General features: G+C 41.1%; 13 protein-coding genes and 1 tRNA gene. 6 read left to right on the forward strand and 8 right to left on the reverse strand.

The genetic code is table 11. From position 1 onward, the window contains the following. Nucleotides 1-162: 162 nt before the first annotated feature. From BLU33_RS19825 to BLU33_RS19850, 6 genes are read right to left on the reverse strand one after another with little or no spacing between them, the layout of a single operon-like run. Nucleotides 163-1,155, reverse strand: a complete 993-nt coding sequence (locus tag BLU33_RS19825; protein ID WP_091377232.1) for an L-histidine N(alpha)-methyltransferase — start codon at nt 1,153-1,155, stop codon at nt 163-165. Nucleotides 1,156-1,178: 23 nt separating this feature from the next. Continuing rightward, nucleotides 1,179-2,354 carry an ergothioneine biosynthesis protein EgtB gene (gene egtB / locus BLU33_RS19830; RefSeq protein ID WP_091377235.1) on the reverse strand — a complete coding sequence of 392 codons (1,176 nt, stop codon included), beginning with the start codon at nt 2,352-2,354 and terminating at the stop codon, nt 1,179-1,181. A 2-nt stretch (nt 2,355-2,356) separates the two neighbouring features. Continuing rightward, a complete protein-coding gene (locus tag BLU33_RS19835; protein ID WP_091377239.1) occupies nt 2,357-3,928 on the reverse strand; it encodes an ABC transporter permease/substrate-binding protein in 1,572 nt (523 codons plus the stop codon). Then, nucleotides 3,921-4,877: an ABC transporter ATP-binding protein gene (locus BLU33_RS19840; protein WP_091377242.1), complete on the reverse strand. Its 957-nt coding sequence runs from the start codon at nt 4,875-4,877 to the stop codon at nt 3,921-3,923. The genes BLU33_RS19835 and BLU33_RS19840 overlap by 8 nt, the downstream gene beginning before the upstream one ends. A 9-nt stretch (nt 4,878-4,886) precedes the next feature. Continuing rightward, entirely contained in the window at nt 4,887-6,272 is a 1,386-nt protein-coding gene (locus BLU33_RS19845) for a mercuric reductase (protein WP_091377245.1), read from the reverse strand. A gap of 3 nt (nt 6,273-6,275) precedes the next feature. After that, entirely contained in the window at nt 6,276-6,557 is a 282-nt protein-coding gene (locus BLU33_RS19850) for a DUF427 domain-containing protein (protein ID WP_091380817.1), read from the reverse strand. A gap of 219 nt (nt 6,558-6,776) precedes the next feature. Between BLU33_RS19850 and BLU33_RS19855 the strand changes: the two genes are divergently transcribed. The 3 genes from BLU33_RS19855 (at nt 6,777) to BLU33_RS19865 (ending at nt 8,916) form a co-directional block, all read left to right on the forward strand. Beyond that, nucleotides 6,777-6,848 (forward strand) — tRNA-Glu (locus tag BLU33_RS19855). A 250-nt stretch (nt 6,849-7,098) separates the two neighbouring features. Next, on the forward strand, nt 7,099-8,316 hold the full coding sequence (locus tag BLU33_RS19860) for a site-specific integrase (protein ID WP_091377248.1): 1,218 nt from the start codon (nt 7,099-7,101) through the stop codon (nt 8,314-8,316). Between the two features lie 69 nt (nt 8,317-8,385). After that, on the forward strand, nt 8,386-8,916 hold the full coding sequence (locus tag BLU33_RS19865) for an ORF6N domain-containing protein (RefSeq protein WP_091377250.1): 531 nt from the start codon (nt 8,386-8,388) through the stop codon (nt 8,914-8,916). A 61-nt stretch (nt 8,917-8,977) separates the two neighbouring features. Here the strand turns inward: BLU33_RS19865 and BLU33_RS19870 are convergent, their stop codons facing one another. After that, a complete protein-coding gene (locus BLU33_RS19870) occupies nt 8,978-9,580 on the reverse strand; it encodes a super-infection exclusion protein B (RefSeq protein ID WP_091377253.1) in 603 nt (200 codons plus the stop codon). A 114-nt stretch (nt 9,581-9,694) separates the two neighbouring features. On the opposite strand from BLU33_RS19870, the gene BLU33_RS19875 reads away from it, so the two are divergent. The 3 genes from BLU33_RS19875 to istB all read left to right on the forward strand — a co-directional run bounded on the left by BLU33_RS19875 (nt 9,695) and on the right by istB (nt 13,470). Next, on the forward strand, nt 9,695-10,825 hold the full coding sequence (locus BLU33_RS19875) for a hypothetical protein (RefSeq protein WP_091377257.1): 1,131 nt from the start codon (nt 9,695-9,697) through the stop codon (nt 10,823-10,825). A 345-nt stretch (nt 10,826-11,170) separates the two neighbouring features. Further along, the gene (gene istA / locus BLU33_RS19880) at nt 11,171-12,703 is read left to right on the forward strand and encodes an IS21 family transposase (protein ID WP_232009318.1); all 1,533 of its coding nucleotides are present in this window, start codon (nt 11,171-11,173) and stop codon (nt 12,701-12,703) included. Between the two features lie 20 nt (nt 12,704-12,723). Further along, on the forward strand, nt 12,724-13,470 hold the full coding sequence (gene istB / locus BLU33_RS19885) for an IS21-like element helper ATPase IstB (RefSeq protein ID WP_091369152.1): 747 nt from the start codon (nt 12,724-12,726) through the stop codon (nt 13,468-13,470). Between the two features lie 1,809 nt (nt 13,471-15,279). On the opposite strand, the gene BLU33_RS19900 is transcribed toward istB, so the two are convergent. Continuing rightward, nucleotides 15,280-16,260 (reverse strand): zinc metalloprotease, encoded by a 981-nt coding sequence (locus BLU33_RS19900; protein WP_091377267.1) that lies wholly within the window; start codon nt 16,258-16,260, stop codon nt 15,280-15,282. Nucleotide 16,261: the final 1 nt, after the last annotated feature.

Below are 16,261 nucleotides of genomic sequence, written 5' to 3' on the forward strand. Positions count from 1 at the left end.
CAAGCGTCCACGCTTGAACGCAAAAAGACTTTTAGCGTCCACGCTAAAAGTCCTTCAAAATCATTTTATTTTAATAGCAACGTAAGCGTGGACGCTTACAAAAACCAACATTCAAGCGTGGACGCTTGAACGGGCGGTAGAGGCGAGTATATAAGTTGCATTTTACTCCGCTAACCAAATAGCATCAATAAACCATTTCTTACTATCAAAAAATATATTCAGCGGCTTAAAGCCTGCTACATCTGCCATTTGGTTACTTTGCATTACCGAGTATTTCTGCGAAATCTCCATGTAGATGTATTCATCCTTAAAAAAGTGAATATCTGCTTTACCATTGATCTTCACCTGCTGATCTGTCAAACTAATTAAATAACTTTTACAAGCACCCGTTTCAGGATCGTATATGGGGTAATGATCAAACTGTGTTAAATTAAAATCGGCATTCAGCTCGCGGTTTATGCGTTCCAGCAAGTTCAGGTTAAACCGTTTGGTAATACCCTCTTTATCATTGTAAGCTGCCAACACGGTTTTGGGGTTCTTTTTCAGGTCGATACCCATCAACACCATATCCCCTGTCGAAAGATTTTTACGTAGTTCCTTACAGAAATTCTCCGCATCGCTCACCGGCATATTGCCAATGTTCGATCCTAAAAATAATACTACCTTGCGCCTTTTTGAGATCGATGCCGCTTTTTTCAACATATCGAAATACTCGCCGTTTAAACCGATTATTTTAATACCTGGCAGTGCTGCGGGTAATGTCGCGTGTAAAAAGGTGATTACGTTGTCTGATATATCAATCGGCAAATAGGTAAAATCAGCCTTTTGCTCCACCAAATGTTTCAATAAATAGGTTGATTTCATAGCATCACCTGCACCCAACTCAATCAGGTCGAAGGCATCACCGCCTGCCATAATAGCTTCGGCAAGTCCTGCTGTTTGCTCTGTGAAAATTTCCAGCTCGCAATTGGTTGGATAATATTCCTCGCAAGCCATTAACTCCTGGAAAAGCTTATCCCCATTAGCATCATAAAAATACATGGAGTTTAAGCGTTTCGGCGTCGATTGTAGGCCGACAACTACATCCTTATAAAACTGGTCGGTTTTAACTGGCTTTTTTTCCTTTATCAGACTTTGTAAAAATGCAGTGTTCATATTTAATAGGTTGATGAGACGAATTACCTTACAAGTCTTATGCCAGTAAATTGCCAGCGCAGATGTGTTTGAAAGAAATTGCGATATGTTGCACGGCTATGACCCGGCGATGTAACCTCCGATGCGCCACGCAGCACTTTTTGATTCACCATAAACTTACCATTGTACTCACCTATTGCCCCCGGCGCTTTGGCAAAACCCGGGTAAGGCAGGTATGAGCTCTCGGTCCACTCCCAGCTTTTACCCCAGCCAAATTGCGCTGATGCAGCTTCCCATTCAAATTCAGTTGCCAGGCGCATACCTTTCCATGCGGCAAAGGCATAAGCCTCAAAATAGCTGATATGGCAAACCGGTTGCTTCATTTCAACAGGCTCCAATCCGTTATAAGTATAGTTATACCACTCACCATGTATCAGATGCCAGTATAGCGGTGCTTCAACTTTGTTAGTATTCACCCAATCCCAGCCCTCAGCATGCCAGTGGCGAAAATCATGGTAGCCACCACTATTGATAAACTCCAGGTATTCGGCATTCGTAACCAGATCGGGGCTTATCTCATAGGCATTTAAGTAAACTTTATGGCGGTTCAGTTCATTATCAAAACAAAAGCCATCACCATTAAAACCTATCTCATAAATACCTTCATCCATCATAATAAAATCCTCGTCGGTTTTTTCAACTTTGGGCGAATGATACTCATGTGAATATGCCGGGAACAAAGGATTATGACCTAAAATGTATTTAATATCGGTATACAACAATTCCTGGTGCTGCTCCTCATGGTTAAAACCGAGTACCAGCAGTTCTTTAACTTCTTCGGATGGTTCTTCGCACAAAAACTTGTTCATGGCATCATCCACATACTCGCGGTAGCGCATAATATCAATAACCGTTGGGCGACTTAAATTACCCCTGTCGGTACGGATAACGCGGTTGCCTACCGTTTCATAATAGCTGTTGAACACGTAGTTAAACTCCGCGTTATATTCCTGGTAACCCATAAAATAGGGTTTCAGGATAAAAGTTTCAAAAAACCAGGTGGTATGGCCAATATGCCATTTAGGGGGACTAACATCCACCACAGGCTGCACCACGTAATCCTCCGTTTGCAACGGGGCACAGATCTTTTCGGTATGCTTACGCACCTTTATATATCGTTCAGCAAGAGTTAGTTGTTCGGTATATGTGGCTGTTTCCATGATTATTTCCTTTCGAGATAATTTTTCAGATCTGTTATTGTCTTAACATTCAAATCCTTTGCTTGTTTTTGCCGCATCATTAAAGCATAAGCATTGTTAAAACCTATGGGTTGCAACCATTTAATGTGGTAACGGCTTTCAAACTCTTGTTTGTCGTAATCGTAGGTCTTTTCCTTACTGGCTTCTACTAAGTTAATTGTTTTTATTGGTGGCTGCAATATTACCAGCAAGCCAGTGCCTGTGTATTCGGGATAAAAATCTATTTGGTTATTGGTGAGCGCGTCAAAACAAATTTTTGTACCGCCGAGGCCAGTTTTGGTTGATACATCATAATCGGTATAACCCTTTATCAGCATGCTGTACATATTTGCCAGGATATATTGTTCACCAAAAATCTTTGACCCGATGCGAACAACACCATCCTTACCCCCTCTTTCCGGTTTCCATAAATTTTGCGAAACCAGAAAATCCTTTGCTACCCGCTCCGGGCTTTGGTGAAGATAGTCGGTTCGGTAATTTAATTCCGTCATCACTGTATCATTAATTTTGCCCGATAGTAGATTCAGTGTTTTTTCCAACTCCGGGAACTGTTTTAATGACTCGTCCCTAACAATCGGCGCGGCATAATAGGGCGGAAATATCCCTTTATCATCCTTTAATACTACCAGGCCATAGGCCTTTAAACGGCCGTCAGTGGAGTAGCCGCTGATCACATCCAGTTGCTTTTCATACGCCGCCTTATACATTACGGCATCGCTGATGACGATGGTGTGGATCTTTAGCCCGTATTTGCTTTTTAATCCGAGGTTACCATCCTGCCTGCCCATAAACTCCGGCGTAAAACCGGCGGTAAGCTTGCTGCCATAAGCCGATGGAATAAGGTAAAAGGATGCCAGTACGATCAATATAAGCGGCAATACTTTAGTAGCCGTATTTATTTTTTTTAGGTTGAGGTTTTGCACTCTCGACAGCAAAAAATCAAAAATGATTGCTAACAAAGCTGCAGGTATAGCCCCTGCCAAAATCATATTGGTATTATTAAGCGATATCCCGCCGAAAATAAACTCCCCTAAGCCACCCGCGGCAATGTATGACGCCAGTGTAGCCACGCCAACCGTTATCACCGTAGCAGTGCGGATTCCAGCTAATATCACGGGCATAGCCAACGGCAATTCAACCTTAAATAGTATTTGCCATTGGCTCATACCCATAGCTGTGGCGGCTTCTTTAACGGCAGCATCAACGCCTGTAATACCGGTATAAGTATTACGGATGATAGGCAATAGCGCGTACAATAAAAGCGCTACAATGGCAGGTTTGGGGCCGATACCCAATAGCGGGATCATAAAGCCCAGCAAGGCAATGCTCGGTATGGTTTGCAATATGCCTGCAATCCCTAAAACCGAACCGGATAATTTCCTCTTCCGGGCGATGAGTATCCCCAAGGGCAAACCAACTAATATCGCCAAAAACAAGGAGATAAACGTTAACCCGATATGTTCCAACGTTTGGGTAAGCAGCTTATCGCTCTGCTCCTGCATAAACTGCCACAAAGTCTGTTGCTGATCATTCATGCCGCTGCTCCTTTTTATATTGATAGAATGTCGACATTAATTCCTCAAACCTTAATTCGCCAACCTTTTTATGTTGATGATCGAAAATGAAGATACTTTCGCCTTCCGTAAATTTCAATTGCTCCAAAAACCACCACAAACTTGCATCAGAAGGCAAAGCCTTACCATGCAATTCAAAAGTTCCCCCTTCAGGGGGCGGGGGGGGCTTGATCGCCTTGAATTCCAATTCCAATCTTTGTTCGTTCAGGAAATCTCTTACAAAATTATTTTTGGGTTTGAACAGCAGTTCTGTGGGAACGCCCGTTTGTACTATCTTTCCTGCATCCATAAGGCAGATCCTGTCGCCCAGTTCAAAGGCCTCTTGTACATCATGGGTAACCATGATGATGGTTTTTCTTTTCAGTTCATCCAACGCCTTAAATTCTGCATGGATCTTTGCCTTGGTCACGTTATCCAGCGCGCCGAAAGGTTCATCCATCAACAACACCGGCGGGTTGGCCACTAAAGCCCTGGCCAGCCCTACCCTTTGCTGCTGGCCACCGCTTAGTTCATTTGGGTAAACATTTAAATAATCATTAGATAGATGCAGCTTTTCCAGCAATTCGCTAACGCGGTGTTGTATTTTTTTCACATCCCACTTTAATAATTGCGGCACAATAGCGATGTTCTCCCCCACCGTATAATGCGGAAACAGGCCGTTATTTTGCAGCACATAGCCTATGCCCCGCCTTAAAACTTCAGGTTGCTGGTCAAGAATATTTTTATTGTTGATGAATATCTTGCCGTGCGTAGGCTCTATCAGCCGGTTAATCATCTTCAGGGTAGTGGTTTTACCGCAACCACTGGTACCTAAAAGCACGAGCGTTTCATGCTCAGCCACCTCGAAAGAAATATCATCCACCGCCTTTACCTTGCCGAAGTGTTTGCTTAGATGTTCAACCTTTATCATACAGAGCGCCTAGGGTTCAAGTGGCATAAACAGGTTATTCAGCGATTCGGAATACGTAGGGTGTGCAAATACGCAATACCGGATACGATCGTAAGTAATCCCACCTTCCATAGCCATCTGCAATACCGTCATGATCTCGCCACCCTGGCTGCCTAAAACAGCCGCGCCTAATATCTTTTTGGTATCCGCATCAACCACGGCCTTCATAAATCCACGGGTATCACCATTTTCTATCGCCCGGGCTACGTGCGCCATAGGCAATTTAGCAATTTTAACGTTCAGTTTCTGCTTTTTAGCTTCCTCCTCGCTGATGCCCACACGCCCCAGTTCCGGATCGGTAAACATACAATAAGGCACCGGGCGATCTTTAGTGGTGAGCTTCGCATTCTCGATCAGGTTGCGGTAAACAATGGTATAATCGTTATATGCAATATGCGTAAACGCCGGGCCGCCCTTAACATCGCCCAAAGCATAAATACCCTTTACATTGGTTTCCAGCTTATCATTAACTTTTATATAGCCTTTTTCATCAACCTTAACACCGGTTTTATCCAAATCTAAAGCAGCCGACTGCGGTACACGGCCAATGGCCAGCAACACATGCGTGCAGGTTATGGTATCCTCCTTGCCTGCAATTGTAACGGTAGCTTTTATATTCCCTTTTTTAGTTTTGCGGAAAGCGGTAGTTTGCGCATCGGTATGAATAGTGATTCCTTCATATAACATTATTTTATGCATGGCTTCGGCAATATCCGCGTCCTCCCTGCTTAATATGCGTTGTGCCTTCTCCAGCATAGTTACCTTGCTGCCAAATCGCCCAAACATCTGCCCAAACTCCATCCCGATATAATTACTACCTACGATCAGTAAATGATCGGGCACTTTATCCAGATCGAGTATGGTAGTTGAAGTAAGATATTCGATATCCTTCAATCCTTCAATCTCCGGGATCAATGTTTTTGCACCTGTATCGATAAAGATCCAGTCGGCTTTTACCACCTGTGTATTGCCGGAGTTAAGCTTAACTGATAACGTTTTCTCAGCAGTAAAAGTGGCTTCGCCAAAAATAAGATCCAGATTTTTGGTTTTTTCGATAGCATGCTGGCCGCCCATGCGCGAGCGCATTACGATCTCATCTTTGCGCTTTTTTACCTGGCGCATATCAATCTTATACCCCTTAACCTTTACCCCCAGCGGACCGCTATGCGCTGCCATATAAGCTGCCTTAGCCGATGCCACCCAGGTTTTGGTTGGCGTACAGCCATCATTAACACAGGTTCCACCGATGAAACGCTTTTCAATAATAGCAGTTTTTTTACCGGCCTGAGCCAACTTTTTCGCCAATGGCACACCTGCCTGACCAGCGCCAATAACTATAGCATCGTATTGTTTCATGCTTTAATCCGTTATTTTAACACCTTTCCAAAACGCTACATGATCTTTAATTTCAGCAGCTGCAGGCTTTGGATCGGGATAATACCAGGCAGCATCATTATTTTGTTTACCATCCACATCAAGAGAGTAGTATGATGCCAGTCCTTTCCACGGGCAAGTACTGTGTGTATCAGATGGTTTCAGAAAATCCTGATTTACGCTTTCCTTCGGGAAGTAATGATTATTTTCAACAACAACAGTATCATTGCTTTCGGCAATAACCTGGTTATTCCATAGTGCTTTCATCGTATAGGGTTTATTGTGTATAAATATAACGGTATAATTAATACAACTACAATGCAACAAACGTGTTTTTGTTTGGCAATTGTAATTTTGGACATGCTCAAAAAAAACAATTAAAAAAAATTTAAATAATATTTTAATTTTCTCTTTAAACGTATATCTTTGCATTCCCAAAATAAGGGAAGCGGTTGGTTGAAAGGCCGAAGTTTAATAACAAAAAAAGGCCCGTTCGTCTAGGGGTTAGGACGTTAGATTTTCATTCTAGAAACAGGGGTTCGATTCCCCTACGGGCTACGGAAAACAATACCAAAAGATGCTAAAACCCTGCAAATCAAACATTTGCAGGGTTTTTTGTTGGCATCAAAACACCATATTATGCACCAAAACGCAACAAAAATGAGCGTAATTCGGTGCGTACTTAAATGGAAAAGCACTACGCACCGAATTGCCGTTAATTAATTGATTATCAACCTGTTCAGCGAGTGAACATCTTGATAAAAGCAGATTACAAACTTACTTTTGTTTCACTTTTAAGCTTGTAATTATGAAAAGTAATTTCCATCTGCTTTTTTACATCAGAAAGCAAAAAAACTACAAAGGCGGTGCAATGCCTATCTACATGCGTATTACAGTTAACGGCAAACGTGCGGATATGTCTGCCGGGCGTGAATGCGAACCCGTCAAATGGAACAGCCAGGCAGGGCGTGCCATTGGTACAAAAGAAGAAATCAAGTCCCTTAACAATTATCTGGATAGCCTGCAAAGTAAAGTAAGGGACGCGCACCAGGTGTTGATTGATGCAAACCAAACCATAACAACCGAAAGTTTGCTGAACCAATTTACAGGTAAAACTCAAAAGAGCCGTTACCTTATGCAACTGTTTACCGAGCATAATGCAAAAGTAAAAGCATTGATCGGCAATGGATTTGAGGCAAATACATTAAAGGGGTACAATACTTCTGAAAAACACCTTACAGGTTATTTGCAAAATGAATATGGTAAAACCGATATTGAAATTAGCCAATTGAACCATGCTTTTATCACGGGCTTTGAATTTTACCTTAAAGCAGAGTGTAAAATTAGCGGAGTATCGGCAGCCAAATACATTAAGCACCTGAAAAAAATTGTTAATCACTGCATTGCCAATAATTGGCTTAAGCAGAACCCATTTATCAATTTCAAATCTTCTGCAAAAGCAAAAGAACGTACTTATTTAACACAACAGGAACTGGACGCTATCACAAATAAAAAATTTGTTGTTGAACGTTTAGTACAGGTGCGGGATGTTTTTGTCTTTTGTTGTTATACCGGATTATCTTATGCCGATGTTAAAAAACTAAGGAGAAACGAGATAGGTATTGGTATGGACGGTGATAAGTGGATATTCACAAGCAGGCAAAAAACAGATACATCTTCAAGAATACCACTTTTACCCGTAGCGTTAACGATATTAAACCGCTATCAGGATCACCCGCAATGTGAAAATAAGGGCTTGTTATTGCCAGTATTAAGCAATCAAAAAATGAACGCCTACTTAAAAGAAATAGCAGACTTATCCGATGTAGTGAAGCATTTAACATTTCATTTGGCAAGACATACTTTCGCAACAACAGTTACTTTATCCAATAATGTACCGATTGAAACGGTCAGTAAAATGTTAGGCCATACCAATATTAAGACAACACAGCACTATGCTAAAATATTGGATTTAAAGGTTAGCCATGATATGGCCGCTCTTAAACAGCACTATGCAGGAATTTAATTTTAACTCTCTAAGGTCACATTTTGTGACCTTAGAGATTACACCTTACATCTTAAAATAACCAAAATCATGGAAAACCAATTGATACCTGATGAAATCATCATGAACAAAATATATTATATAAGAGGACAAAAAGTAATGCTTGATAAAGACCTGGCAGAGTTATATGGTACTGAAACCAAAAAATTAAAGCAGCAGGTAAATAGAAATCTAAATAGGTTTCCAAAACATTATATGTTTGAACTAACGAAAGAGGAAAACGAAATCTTAAGGTCACAAAATCTAAATTCGGGAAAAGGGGAACACTCCAAATATTTACCGTTTGTGTTTAGTGAGCATGGCATCCTAATGTTATCTAATGTACTTAAAAGCGAAAGCGCAGTGCGGGTAAGCATTAGGATTATAGACGTATTTGTCAAATTGAGGGAGGTCTATGCCGAACAAACCGAGGTTTGGTTAGCTATTGAAAAGATAAAAAGCAAGCTTGATAATCAAGATAAAAATATGGAAATCGTATTCCGCTATCTTGACGAACTAATCGACAAAAAGCATCAGCCACAACAGCGTAAAAGGATTGGTTACAAGCCTGATGATGTATAAATTGGGAGTAGAAATAAACAAAATTAATTCTCTAAATCACGATTTTCGTAACGGCTGGAGTTCAATACCAGCTATTAAATTTTCTTCGTGCGAGTGATTTGGCCCAATTAGGGCGGGCTTCCAGAATCTCGTTTTTGACCTCTTGCGAAGGCTCAGTTAGGGGTAGGCCCAAGCTTTCTGGCTTAAGATTATCCTTTAGTAAATGATGCATAGCGACAGGCATCATCAGGCCCTCAGCCGACATTTGTCCCATCGACGACAACTGGTAAAGAAGACCTTTGTTCAACATTCCTGCCACTACCGGGTTATCAATCGGCATATCTAATGATTGTTGTGCATTAATGAAGAATTCTCTCAATACCGCCAATTCTTGAAAATCCATTTTCTCAATAGCTTTGATGATGTAGGTCGCTTGTTTGCGTTTCCTAAAAAAAACATTAATTTTTTCTTGTGCCCAATTTAGTACGGCAACTAATAAAAACGCGGCTGACGCTAAAAATGCAAAGCCGAAATACTTTCCATAGTCTTTTTTAAAATCTACTATCTGAAGCTTTAATAAAAAGGCAGGCGGTAAAAACAGCAGGCAAACTGATACTATCAAAACCAAGAAAGCTGTTTTAGCAGTAATTTTATTAAGGTCTAATAAATCAGATAGAAATTTCATAAACTTTTTGTTAATCTATAAAAATACATTAAATACGGTAATGCATTCAGAACTTTTTTCCTTTGCCTACTGCTTAATGTTTTCTAATAAAAATTGCATTATTTTGTCTGATAAATGAGTATTGTCATCGACTTTTATCCTGTAAATGCATCAAAAGCGGAATTAAAAGCTTTTATAGAAGCCTTGGGGTTTTACAAAACGATTTATTTCTTGAATCCTTTTCCTAAAGGTACATTGTATTACGCATGGTATGATTACGAGGACTATAAATCAGCTGATGGCGTTGAGGCTGTTATTATAGATAATAAAGCAATAGCAAATGAAGTAGCCGCAACTCCTTACATAATCCATACAAGAACCAGGGTTTGGGCGAGTGCATATGATAAGCAAAAACAAAACCAACTTATACGGGCGGCCAAGAAACGATTTGGCGGTGATTTTTATAACGACCACAATGGTAAGAATCGATATATCCCTATTGAAAAAACCGAATTTCTGCATCCGTATGAATCAGGAATTCTAAAATTATACGAACGTTTAAAGGATAAATTGAACAAGCTTTATTCGACAATAGCTACAATCGATGAGCCTTTCGAACTCGCTGTACAGAACGCCGCCCATCCCCACATAAAACAAATGTTGGTTCAGAACAACCCGGACATCTATCTTTATAACTCCTTATTGCCATTTGCCGTATCTGTAATTGAACATTTCTTAAAAGAGTTGTTTATAGTGCTAATTAAATATGACGAAAAAGCACAAAAATTAATAGCAGACTTTAAAATCAAAGATTTTAAGAATCTGTTAAATGTAGCCGAATTAAGAGAAATCCAGAAAGGAACGAAAAGTATAGAAGAATTAATAGCAGGCAATTATACATTTCAAAATTTAAACCAAGTTAACGATGCTTATAAAAAATACCTTAATATAGATGTGAACTCAATTCTTAGTAAAAAGAAATACAACAAAAGTACCTTGAGAAATGCGTTGGCTGATGTTATAGAGCGCAGGCATTGGATGATCCATCATTTTTCTTTTCCAAGTGATATGGACAAAAAGAAGTTTTTTAGTGTATTGAAGGTTTGTGATCTGGTAATCGAAGAAATGGTTTCCCATGTGGAAAACCGAAATCAGATTCAAATAAAATCACATTCGATGTATTCTGGAATAATTAGGTTTCCAAACCCTTCGCTTTATAAGAAAGGATCGCCTCCAAATTTAAATTTGGAATCACCAGAGTTATAAAATTAGCCTCTAACCGTATAAATACAATTAAGCAGATTTAAGTATTTATTATTCAACTTCCGCTATGTCGAGCGGTGAAACATCTGCAAATTCTAATTCTTTGTCATATTCAGTTAGGTTTTCCTTATGTGGATTAGCTATTTTTGAATAAATCACCTACCTATGTGGAGATTATGATGAATGAGACCACACCATTTCGGCGCAAGCTGACCCACTGTTTCGGGGCAAACTGACCATGGTATTTCGGGGCAAACTGACCCACCAAAACTCGTAGCAAATGCTGTAGAAGCAACCATCTTTTGAGGGCAAAAGACCCGTTCTAAGATGGCCAATTTGACAATCAGCATGAGTAAGATTAGAAAGATTTTAAGGATGAACAGCCAGGGTCGCAGCACGCGATTTATAGCTGCCCAGATTGATTCATCCCGGAATACCGTAAGAAAGTACCTGGCCGTCCTTAAGAAGAGCGGCTTTACCTTTGAAGAAGTTAATAGCCTGAATGATAAGGAACTGGAAGATATTTTCGGCAAGACCAGGGAAAACAACCAGCCAAGCAGCCGTATGCAATCCATGCTGCGCTGCTTTCCGCACGTCGATAAAGAGCTCAAAAAGACCGGTATGAACCGGCAACTCCTGTGGGAAGCCTATATCAAAGAGTTTCCTGACGGCTATAAGTACACCCAGTTTTGCACGTATTACAACCAATGGAAGACCAGGGTCAACCCGACCATGCACATGGATCACAAGGCCGGAGACAAGCTATACGTTGATTTTGCGGGTGAAAAGATGAGCTATACGGACAAGGAAACCGGTGAAGTCATTGAAGTAGAAGTCTTTGTAGCAATCCTTGGGGCCAGTCAGCTCACCTATGTAGAGGCTGTTATGAGCCAGCAAAAGGAAGACTTTATCGCAGCCTGCGAGAATACCCTGCACTTTATCGGCGGCGTTCCTGCCGCCATTGTACCGGATAACCTGAAGGCGGCTGTAACCAAAAGCAGCCGCTATGAACCAACCCTTAACGAAACATTTGAAGACTTCGCCGACCATTATGGGACTACCATTCTACCAGCGCGGGCGTACCGCCCGCGTGACAAGGCATTAGTAGAAGGTGCCGTTAAGATCATTTATACCAAGGTATACGCCCCTTTAAACAAGCATGTCTACCATTCTTTAACAGAACTCAATACAGCGATCTGGCAGGCCCTGGAAGTCCATAACAGCCAGTTGCTTAAGGGTCGCAATTATAGCAGGATACTACAGTTTGAAGAGATCGAGCGTGGGGCCCTGGCACCGCTACCTGTCCTGCGTTACCAGTTCAAAAAACACTTTTATGCCAGGGTGATCAAGAATGGCCATGTCAATCTCGGCCCTGATAAACACTATTACAGTGTGCCTTATCGCTTCATCGGCAAGCGGGTTAAGCTATTATACTCCCGCACTATTGTAGAGATCTACTCCAATTATGAGCGTATCGCTTTGCACCCGCGCGAAAAGAACCCCTATGGTTATACTACTGACAAAGAACACATGGCCAGCGCTCACCGCTTTAAAAGTGACTGGACACCAGATATGTTCCTCAATTGGGCGGCCTCCATTCATGAGGATGTCAGGCTATATATCCTTCAGATACTGGAGCGTAAACAACACCCCGAACAGGCTTACAAATCCTGCCTGGGGGTACTTGGCTTTGCAAAAAAAGCAGGGAATGACCGGTTAATAATGGCCTGTCAGCGAGGGCTCAGTTATGGCCTTTATAGCTATAAAACGATACAAACCATATTGGAAAACAAGATGGACAACTATGAGGAAAGCATATTTGCCGATGAGCTACCCATGCCTGATCATGGTAATATCCGGGGAAAAGACTATTACAAATAACCATTTAAAACAACAATAACATGAACACAAGCACCTTAGACAAACTGCGGAAGATGAAGTTCTTCGGCATGTTCCATGCCTTTAAAAGCAGTATGGAAACCGGTAAAACAAACGATTACACGGCAGATGAACTACTGGCCCACCTGGTAGATGCAGAATGGGACGACCGGCAGAACAGGCGTATCGAACGCACGATCCTATATGCCCGGTTCCGCTATAAAGCTTCAATTGAAGATGTTCATTATCATGCCGACCGAAGTATCGACCGCAACCAGATCATGCGCCTGGCAGATTGTACGTTTGTTGACCGCTTCGAGAACCTGCTGATCACCGGCAGTACCGGTATCGGTAAAAGCTATATTGCTTCTGCTGTGGGCTACCAGGCCTGTGTATTGGGCTACCGGGTATTGTACACCAGTACACCCAAACTGTTCGCTAAACTGAAGATGGCCAAGGCGGACGGCTCCTACATGAAAGAGCTGGCTAAGATCGAAAGACAGCAATTGCTCATACTCGACGACTTTGGTATCCAGCCTTTTGATGCACAAAGCAGGGCTGCGCTAATGGAGATCATTGAGGACAGGCACGGTAAGACCTCGCTGATCATCACTTCGCAGTTGCCAGTGAGCAAATGGTTTGAAGTGATCGGTGAAAAAACGGTTGCTGATGCGATCCTTGACCGGATCGTTCATGATGCACACCGCATCGAGTTAAAGGGAGAATCTATGAGAAGAAAACGTAATGTTGAACCAGAAAACAGCCATTAATGAAATTACCTTTTAAATAACTATTTTTGTACATGCTTTTATAGCATTTGCTGCAACCCAAAAGTCAGCTAACCCCTGGGTCAATTTGGCCCGAAACAGGGTGGTCAACATCTCCATAATATACACCCTTAAGTGCTTAATTATATCTTCGGTTATAGCACTCATCGTCAATTTGTTTTCGTTTAAATTTCTTCACCAAAATATATTATTACATCATCAAAATCAAAAATGAAGTCAATATATTTTAATAGTCATTTGGCTTTGATATCACGTTGTCTTTAAAGCTAGGCCAAAGTTGGTACGTGATTAATTCCAAGATAACGAACTTATAGAAATAACAACAATTCGTCGGATAGATTGAGTAATGCCTTGTGCTCTTCTTGAACTGTTTTCCTAAAACACCATTTTACGCAAATCTTCCAGGAAATAGTTCAAAAATTGACCAGTAAGGAGGATTTAAGTCGATTGGGAGCGAGACTTGAACTTTATGAAACAGAATTTCAAAAGTCCTAAATCTCCCCGGTTCTTTTACTTCCTTTCTTGCAAGAAAAGAAGTCTGGACACTGAGCATTCACAACAATATTATGTTAAGTAAATTTCAATGATGATATTTTTGTAATTTCTTCGTAATTTACTTAATATCAATATATTACAAATAGTTAGGGCGCGGCCAATAGTCTTAAATCATCTAAAAAGGGGTTCGAAAAGCTTCCCCTACGGGCTACTTGAGGGGAAAGGTTGTTAAAACACAACTTTTCCCCTTTTTTATGCTATCTAATTTATTGTTAATCAACAAGATAAGCGACAAAGATTCACTCAAATAAAAAGTTCGATGCTGGGTTCCGTCAAAGCATAGGTTTTCGGGGTACATTGAACTTATAAGTTGCCGTTTAGTCTCAATATCCTGATTCTTATAGAATTGCAAAATATTGGTGAATACCTGAAAGTGTAATTACATCGGGAGGAATGGGTAGTGCGGCAGTGTAAATGTTATCAACAAATTTTCTTAATAATCCTAAAGAAACGAATGAGATTAAACGTTTCTTCTCGAACATGGGATGGGAGTTTAAAGGGAATTCTATTTCAAACGCACTTAAGCGGATGCCTTCACTTGTTGAAATTCGTGCGAATCCAATTAAAAAGAATACAAATATTTATTCAAAAAAACCGGATCGCTAAGTAGCCATTAACATTATTGTCCCCAAATATCTCCAACCTTAAGGCCATCTCTACGATTGGTTTTGATAACAAAATATTCATTTTTTGCGTCTACAAGGGTTAAGATAATGTAGTCGGGCGGCCAATAGCCTATTCCGAATATCCTGACAGGTTTTGGATGATTTTGTAATATTTCAGTATTATTTATTAAAGGTTTATGTGTCGAACAACTGAAAAGAATAAAACAAAAAAGCAGTATATTTTTCTTCATAGGGTCACATTTTCCAGTTAATAACTAAAGTTACGCATTGTGTGTGTTATTAGCGTAATTAATTCATCTAAAATATCTTGGTCCTGAAAAATCCACTTTTAATTATAACACTATATAGATTTTATTACTAAGACGTGTATCAAATGTTAACAAAAAATACATCCATAGAAACTTTTAATAAATTTTGTGTGACGCAATCAAACAATGTACATTTACACTGCTAACTTAAATTGTTAGAGCGGGGGCATTTACCGTGATTTATCCAATAATCACAAGAATTAAATAAATGAACTTCATTGCGTATGAGAGATATTTATTTCAGCCCTAATAAACCTGTTTCCATAAGTTCAAAATTCAGGTGGGGGGCCCATAATATTTGCCTACGGAACTTGAGGATTATCTATTTCTATAGGCTGGGAATCAAAACGCACCGTTGCCCCCTTTTTGACGTCAAAATTACGCTGTAACCTGATGAACTTGGCATCTATTTCTGTTTGCGAATCTTTTTCTATGACCACCTGCTCCATGACGAGTCTACGTTTACTCCCCAGTTTCTGAAAAGACCAGGCGGGTAACACCAGGTTCTGCTCATATAACATGCCATAATAGGTACTGTAAAGCGCAATTTCCGGGAGGTAACTGTTTATTTGCGCCGCGTTATTATGCGCAGCGTCCCCGGTAGCAAGCCCGTTAACCCTCCCGTCCGGGTTTGACCAGCATGGCGCCATTTTGAAGTCCGGCTGATCATAAGAAGGCTGTTCATCCGTATAAGCCATGATCGTATTAAAATTATTGTCCGCATTATCTTCATCTACATAAATATAGCCGCGTGCCGAGGGGGCCGCATCATTGAAACGACCGCTCTGGCTTTCGTGGTTCCCGCAGCCCATCAGATAGCCCAGTTCCCTGGCCACGGAATAATTGGCGCCAAGACAGCGGTAATCCACAACGATATAGGCCTGGTTAAAATCGCCGAAGTTTCCGCTGACGCCCCCCTGCCCGGGGTAATTAGCGATGATCACCACCACATCCGCGGCGGTGAGTTTCCGCAGTTCTTTCAGCTGACGGAACGGTCCGTTGACGGAAATGACCGCGCTGTCCAGCAGTATTTGCAGGCAACCTGCCTCCTGTAGTTCGATTCCCATGCTGCAGCTATTGACCACTAGTCCATCGATATTACTGTTCCGGAAGGCCGAATCGATATTTCCAACCTCTGTGTTAATGATGCCGTTCATTTGGTTGAGCCCTAATGCTACAGCTACTGCGGGTGTGTAAAAAAATGCTATGTTGATACGTGTTTGCGCCCTGGTCATGGCGCTGATCCCGCAAATAAGCAGGATCAATCCGGTTAGTTTTTTCATT

It is taken from the genome of Mucilaginibacter mallensis, from assembly GCF_900105165.1.
In the GTDB taxonomy this organism is placed as follows: domain Bacteria; phylum Bacteroidota; class Bacteroidia; order Sphingobacteriales; family Sphingobacteriaceae; genus Mucilaginibacter; species Mucilaginibacter mallensis.

What these genes read in the sequence shown, in the direction of transcription:
- BLU33_RS19840 (WP_091377242.1), bottom strand. Translation starts at nt 4,877, where the DNA reads ATGATAAAGGTTGAACATCTAAGCAAACACTTCGGCAAGGTAAAGGCG.
- istB (WP_091369152.1), top strand. Translation starts at nt 12,724, where the DNA reads ATGAACACAAGCACCTTAGACAAACTGCGGAAGATGAAGTTCTTCGGC.
- BLU33_RS19845 (WP_091377245.1), bottom strand. Translation starts at nt 6,272, where the DNA reads ATGAAACAATACGATGCTATAGTTATTGGCGCTGGTCAGGCAGGTGTG.
- egtB (WP_091377235.1), bottom strand. Translation starts at nt 2,354, where the DNA reads ATGGAAACAGCCACATATACCGAACAACTAACTCTTGCTGAACGATAT.
- BLU33_RS19865 (WP_091377250.1), top strand. Translation starts at nt 8,386, where the DNA reads ATGGAAAACCAATTGATACCTGATGAAATCATCATGAACAAAATATAT.
- BLU33_RS19900 (WP_091377267.1), bottom strand. Translation starts at nt 16,260, where the DNA reads ATGAAAAAACTAACCGGATTGATCCTGCTTATTTGCGGGATCAGCGCC.
- BLU33_RS19860 (WP_091377248.1), top strand. Translation starts at nt 7,099, where the DNA reads ATGAAAAGTAATTTCCATCTGCTTTTTTACATCAGAAAGCAAAAAAAC.
- BLU33_RS19870 (WP_091377253.1), bottom strand. Translation starts at nt 9,580, where the DNA reads ATGAAATTTCTATCTGATTTATTAGACCTTAATAAAATTACTGCTAAA.
- BLU33_RS19825 (WP_091377232.1), bottom strand. Translation starts at nt 1,155, where the DNA reads ATGAACACTGCATTTTTACAAAGTCTGATAAAGGAAAAAAAGCCAGTT.
- istA (WP_232009318.1), top strand. Translation starts at nt 11,171, where the DNA reads ATGAGTAAGATTAGAAAGATTTTAAGGATGAACAGCCAGGGTCGCAGC.
- BLU33_RS19835 (WP_091377239.1), bottom strand. Translation starts at nt 3,928, where the DNA reads ATGAATGATCAGCAACAGACTTTGTGGCAGTTTATGCAGGAGCAGAGC.
- BLU33_RS19875 (WP_091377257.1), top strand. Translation starts at nt 9,695, where the DNA reads ATGAGTATTGTCATCGACTTTTATCCTGTAAATGCATCAAAAGCGGAA.
- BLU33_RS19850 (WP_091380817.1), bottom strand. Translation starts at nt 6,557, where the DNA reads ATGAAAGCACTATGGAATAACCAGGTTATTGCCGAAAGCAATGATACT.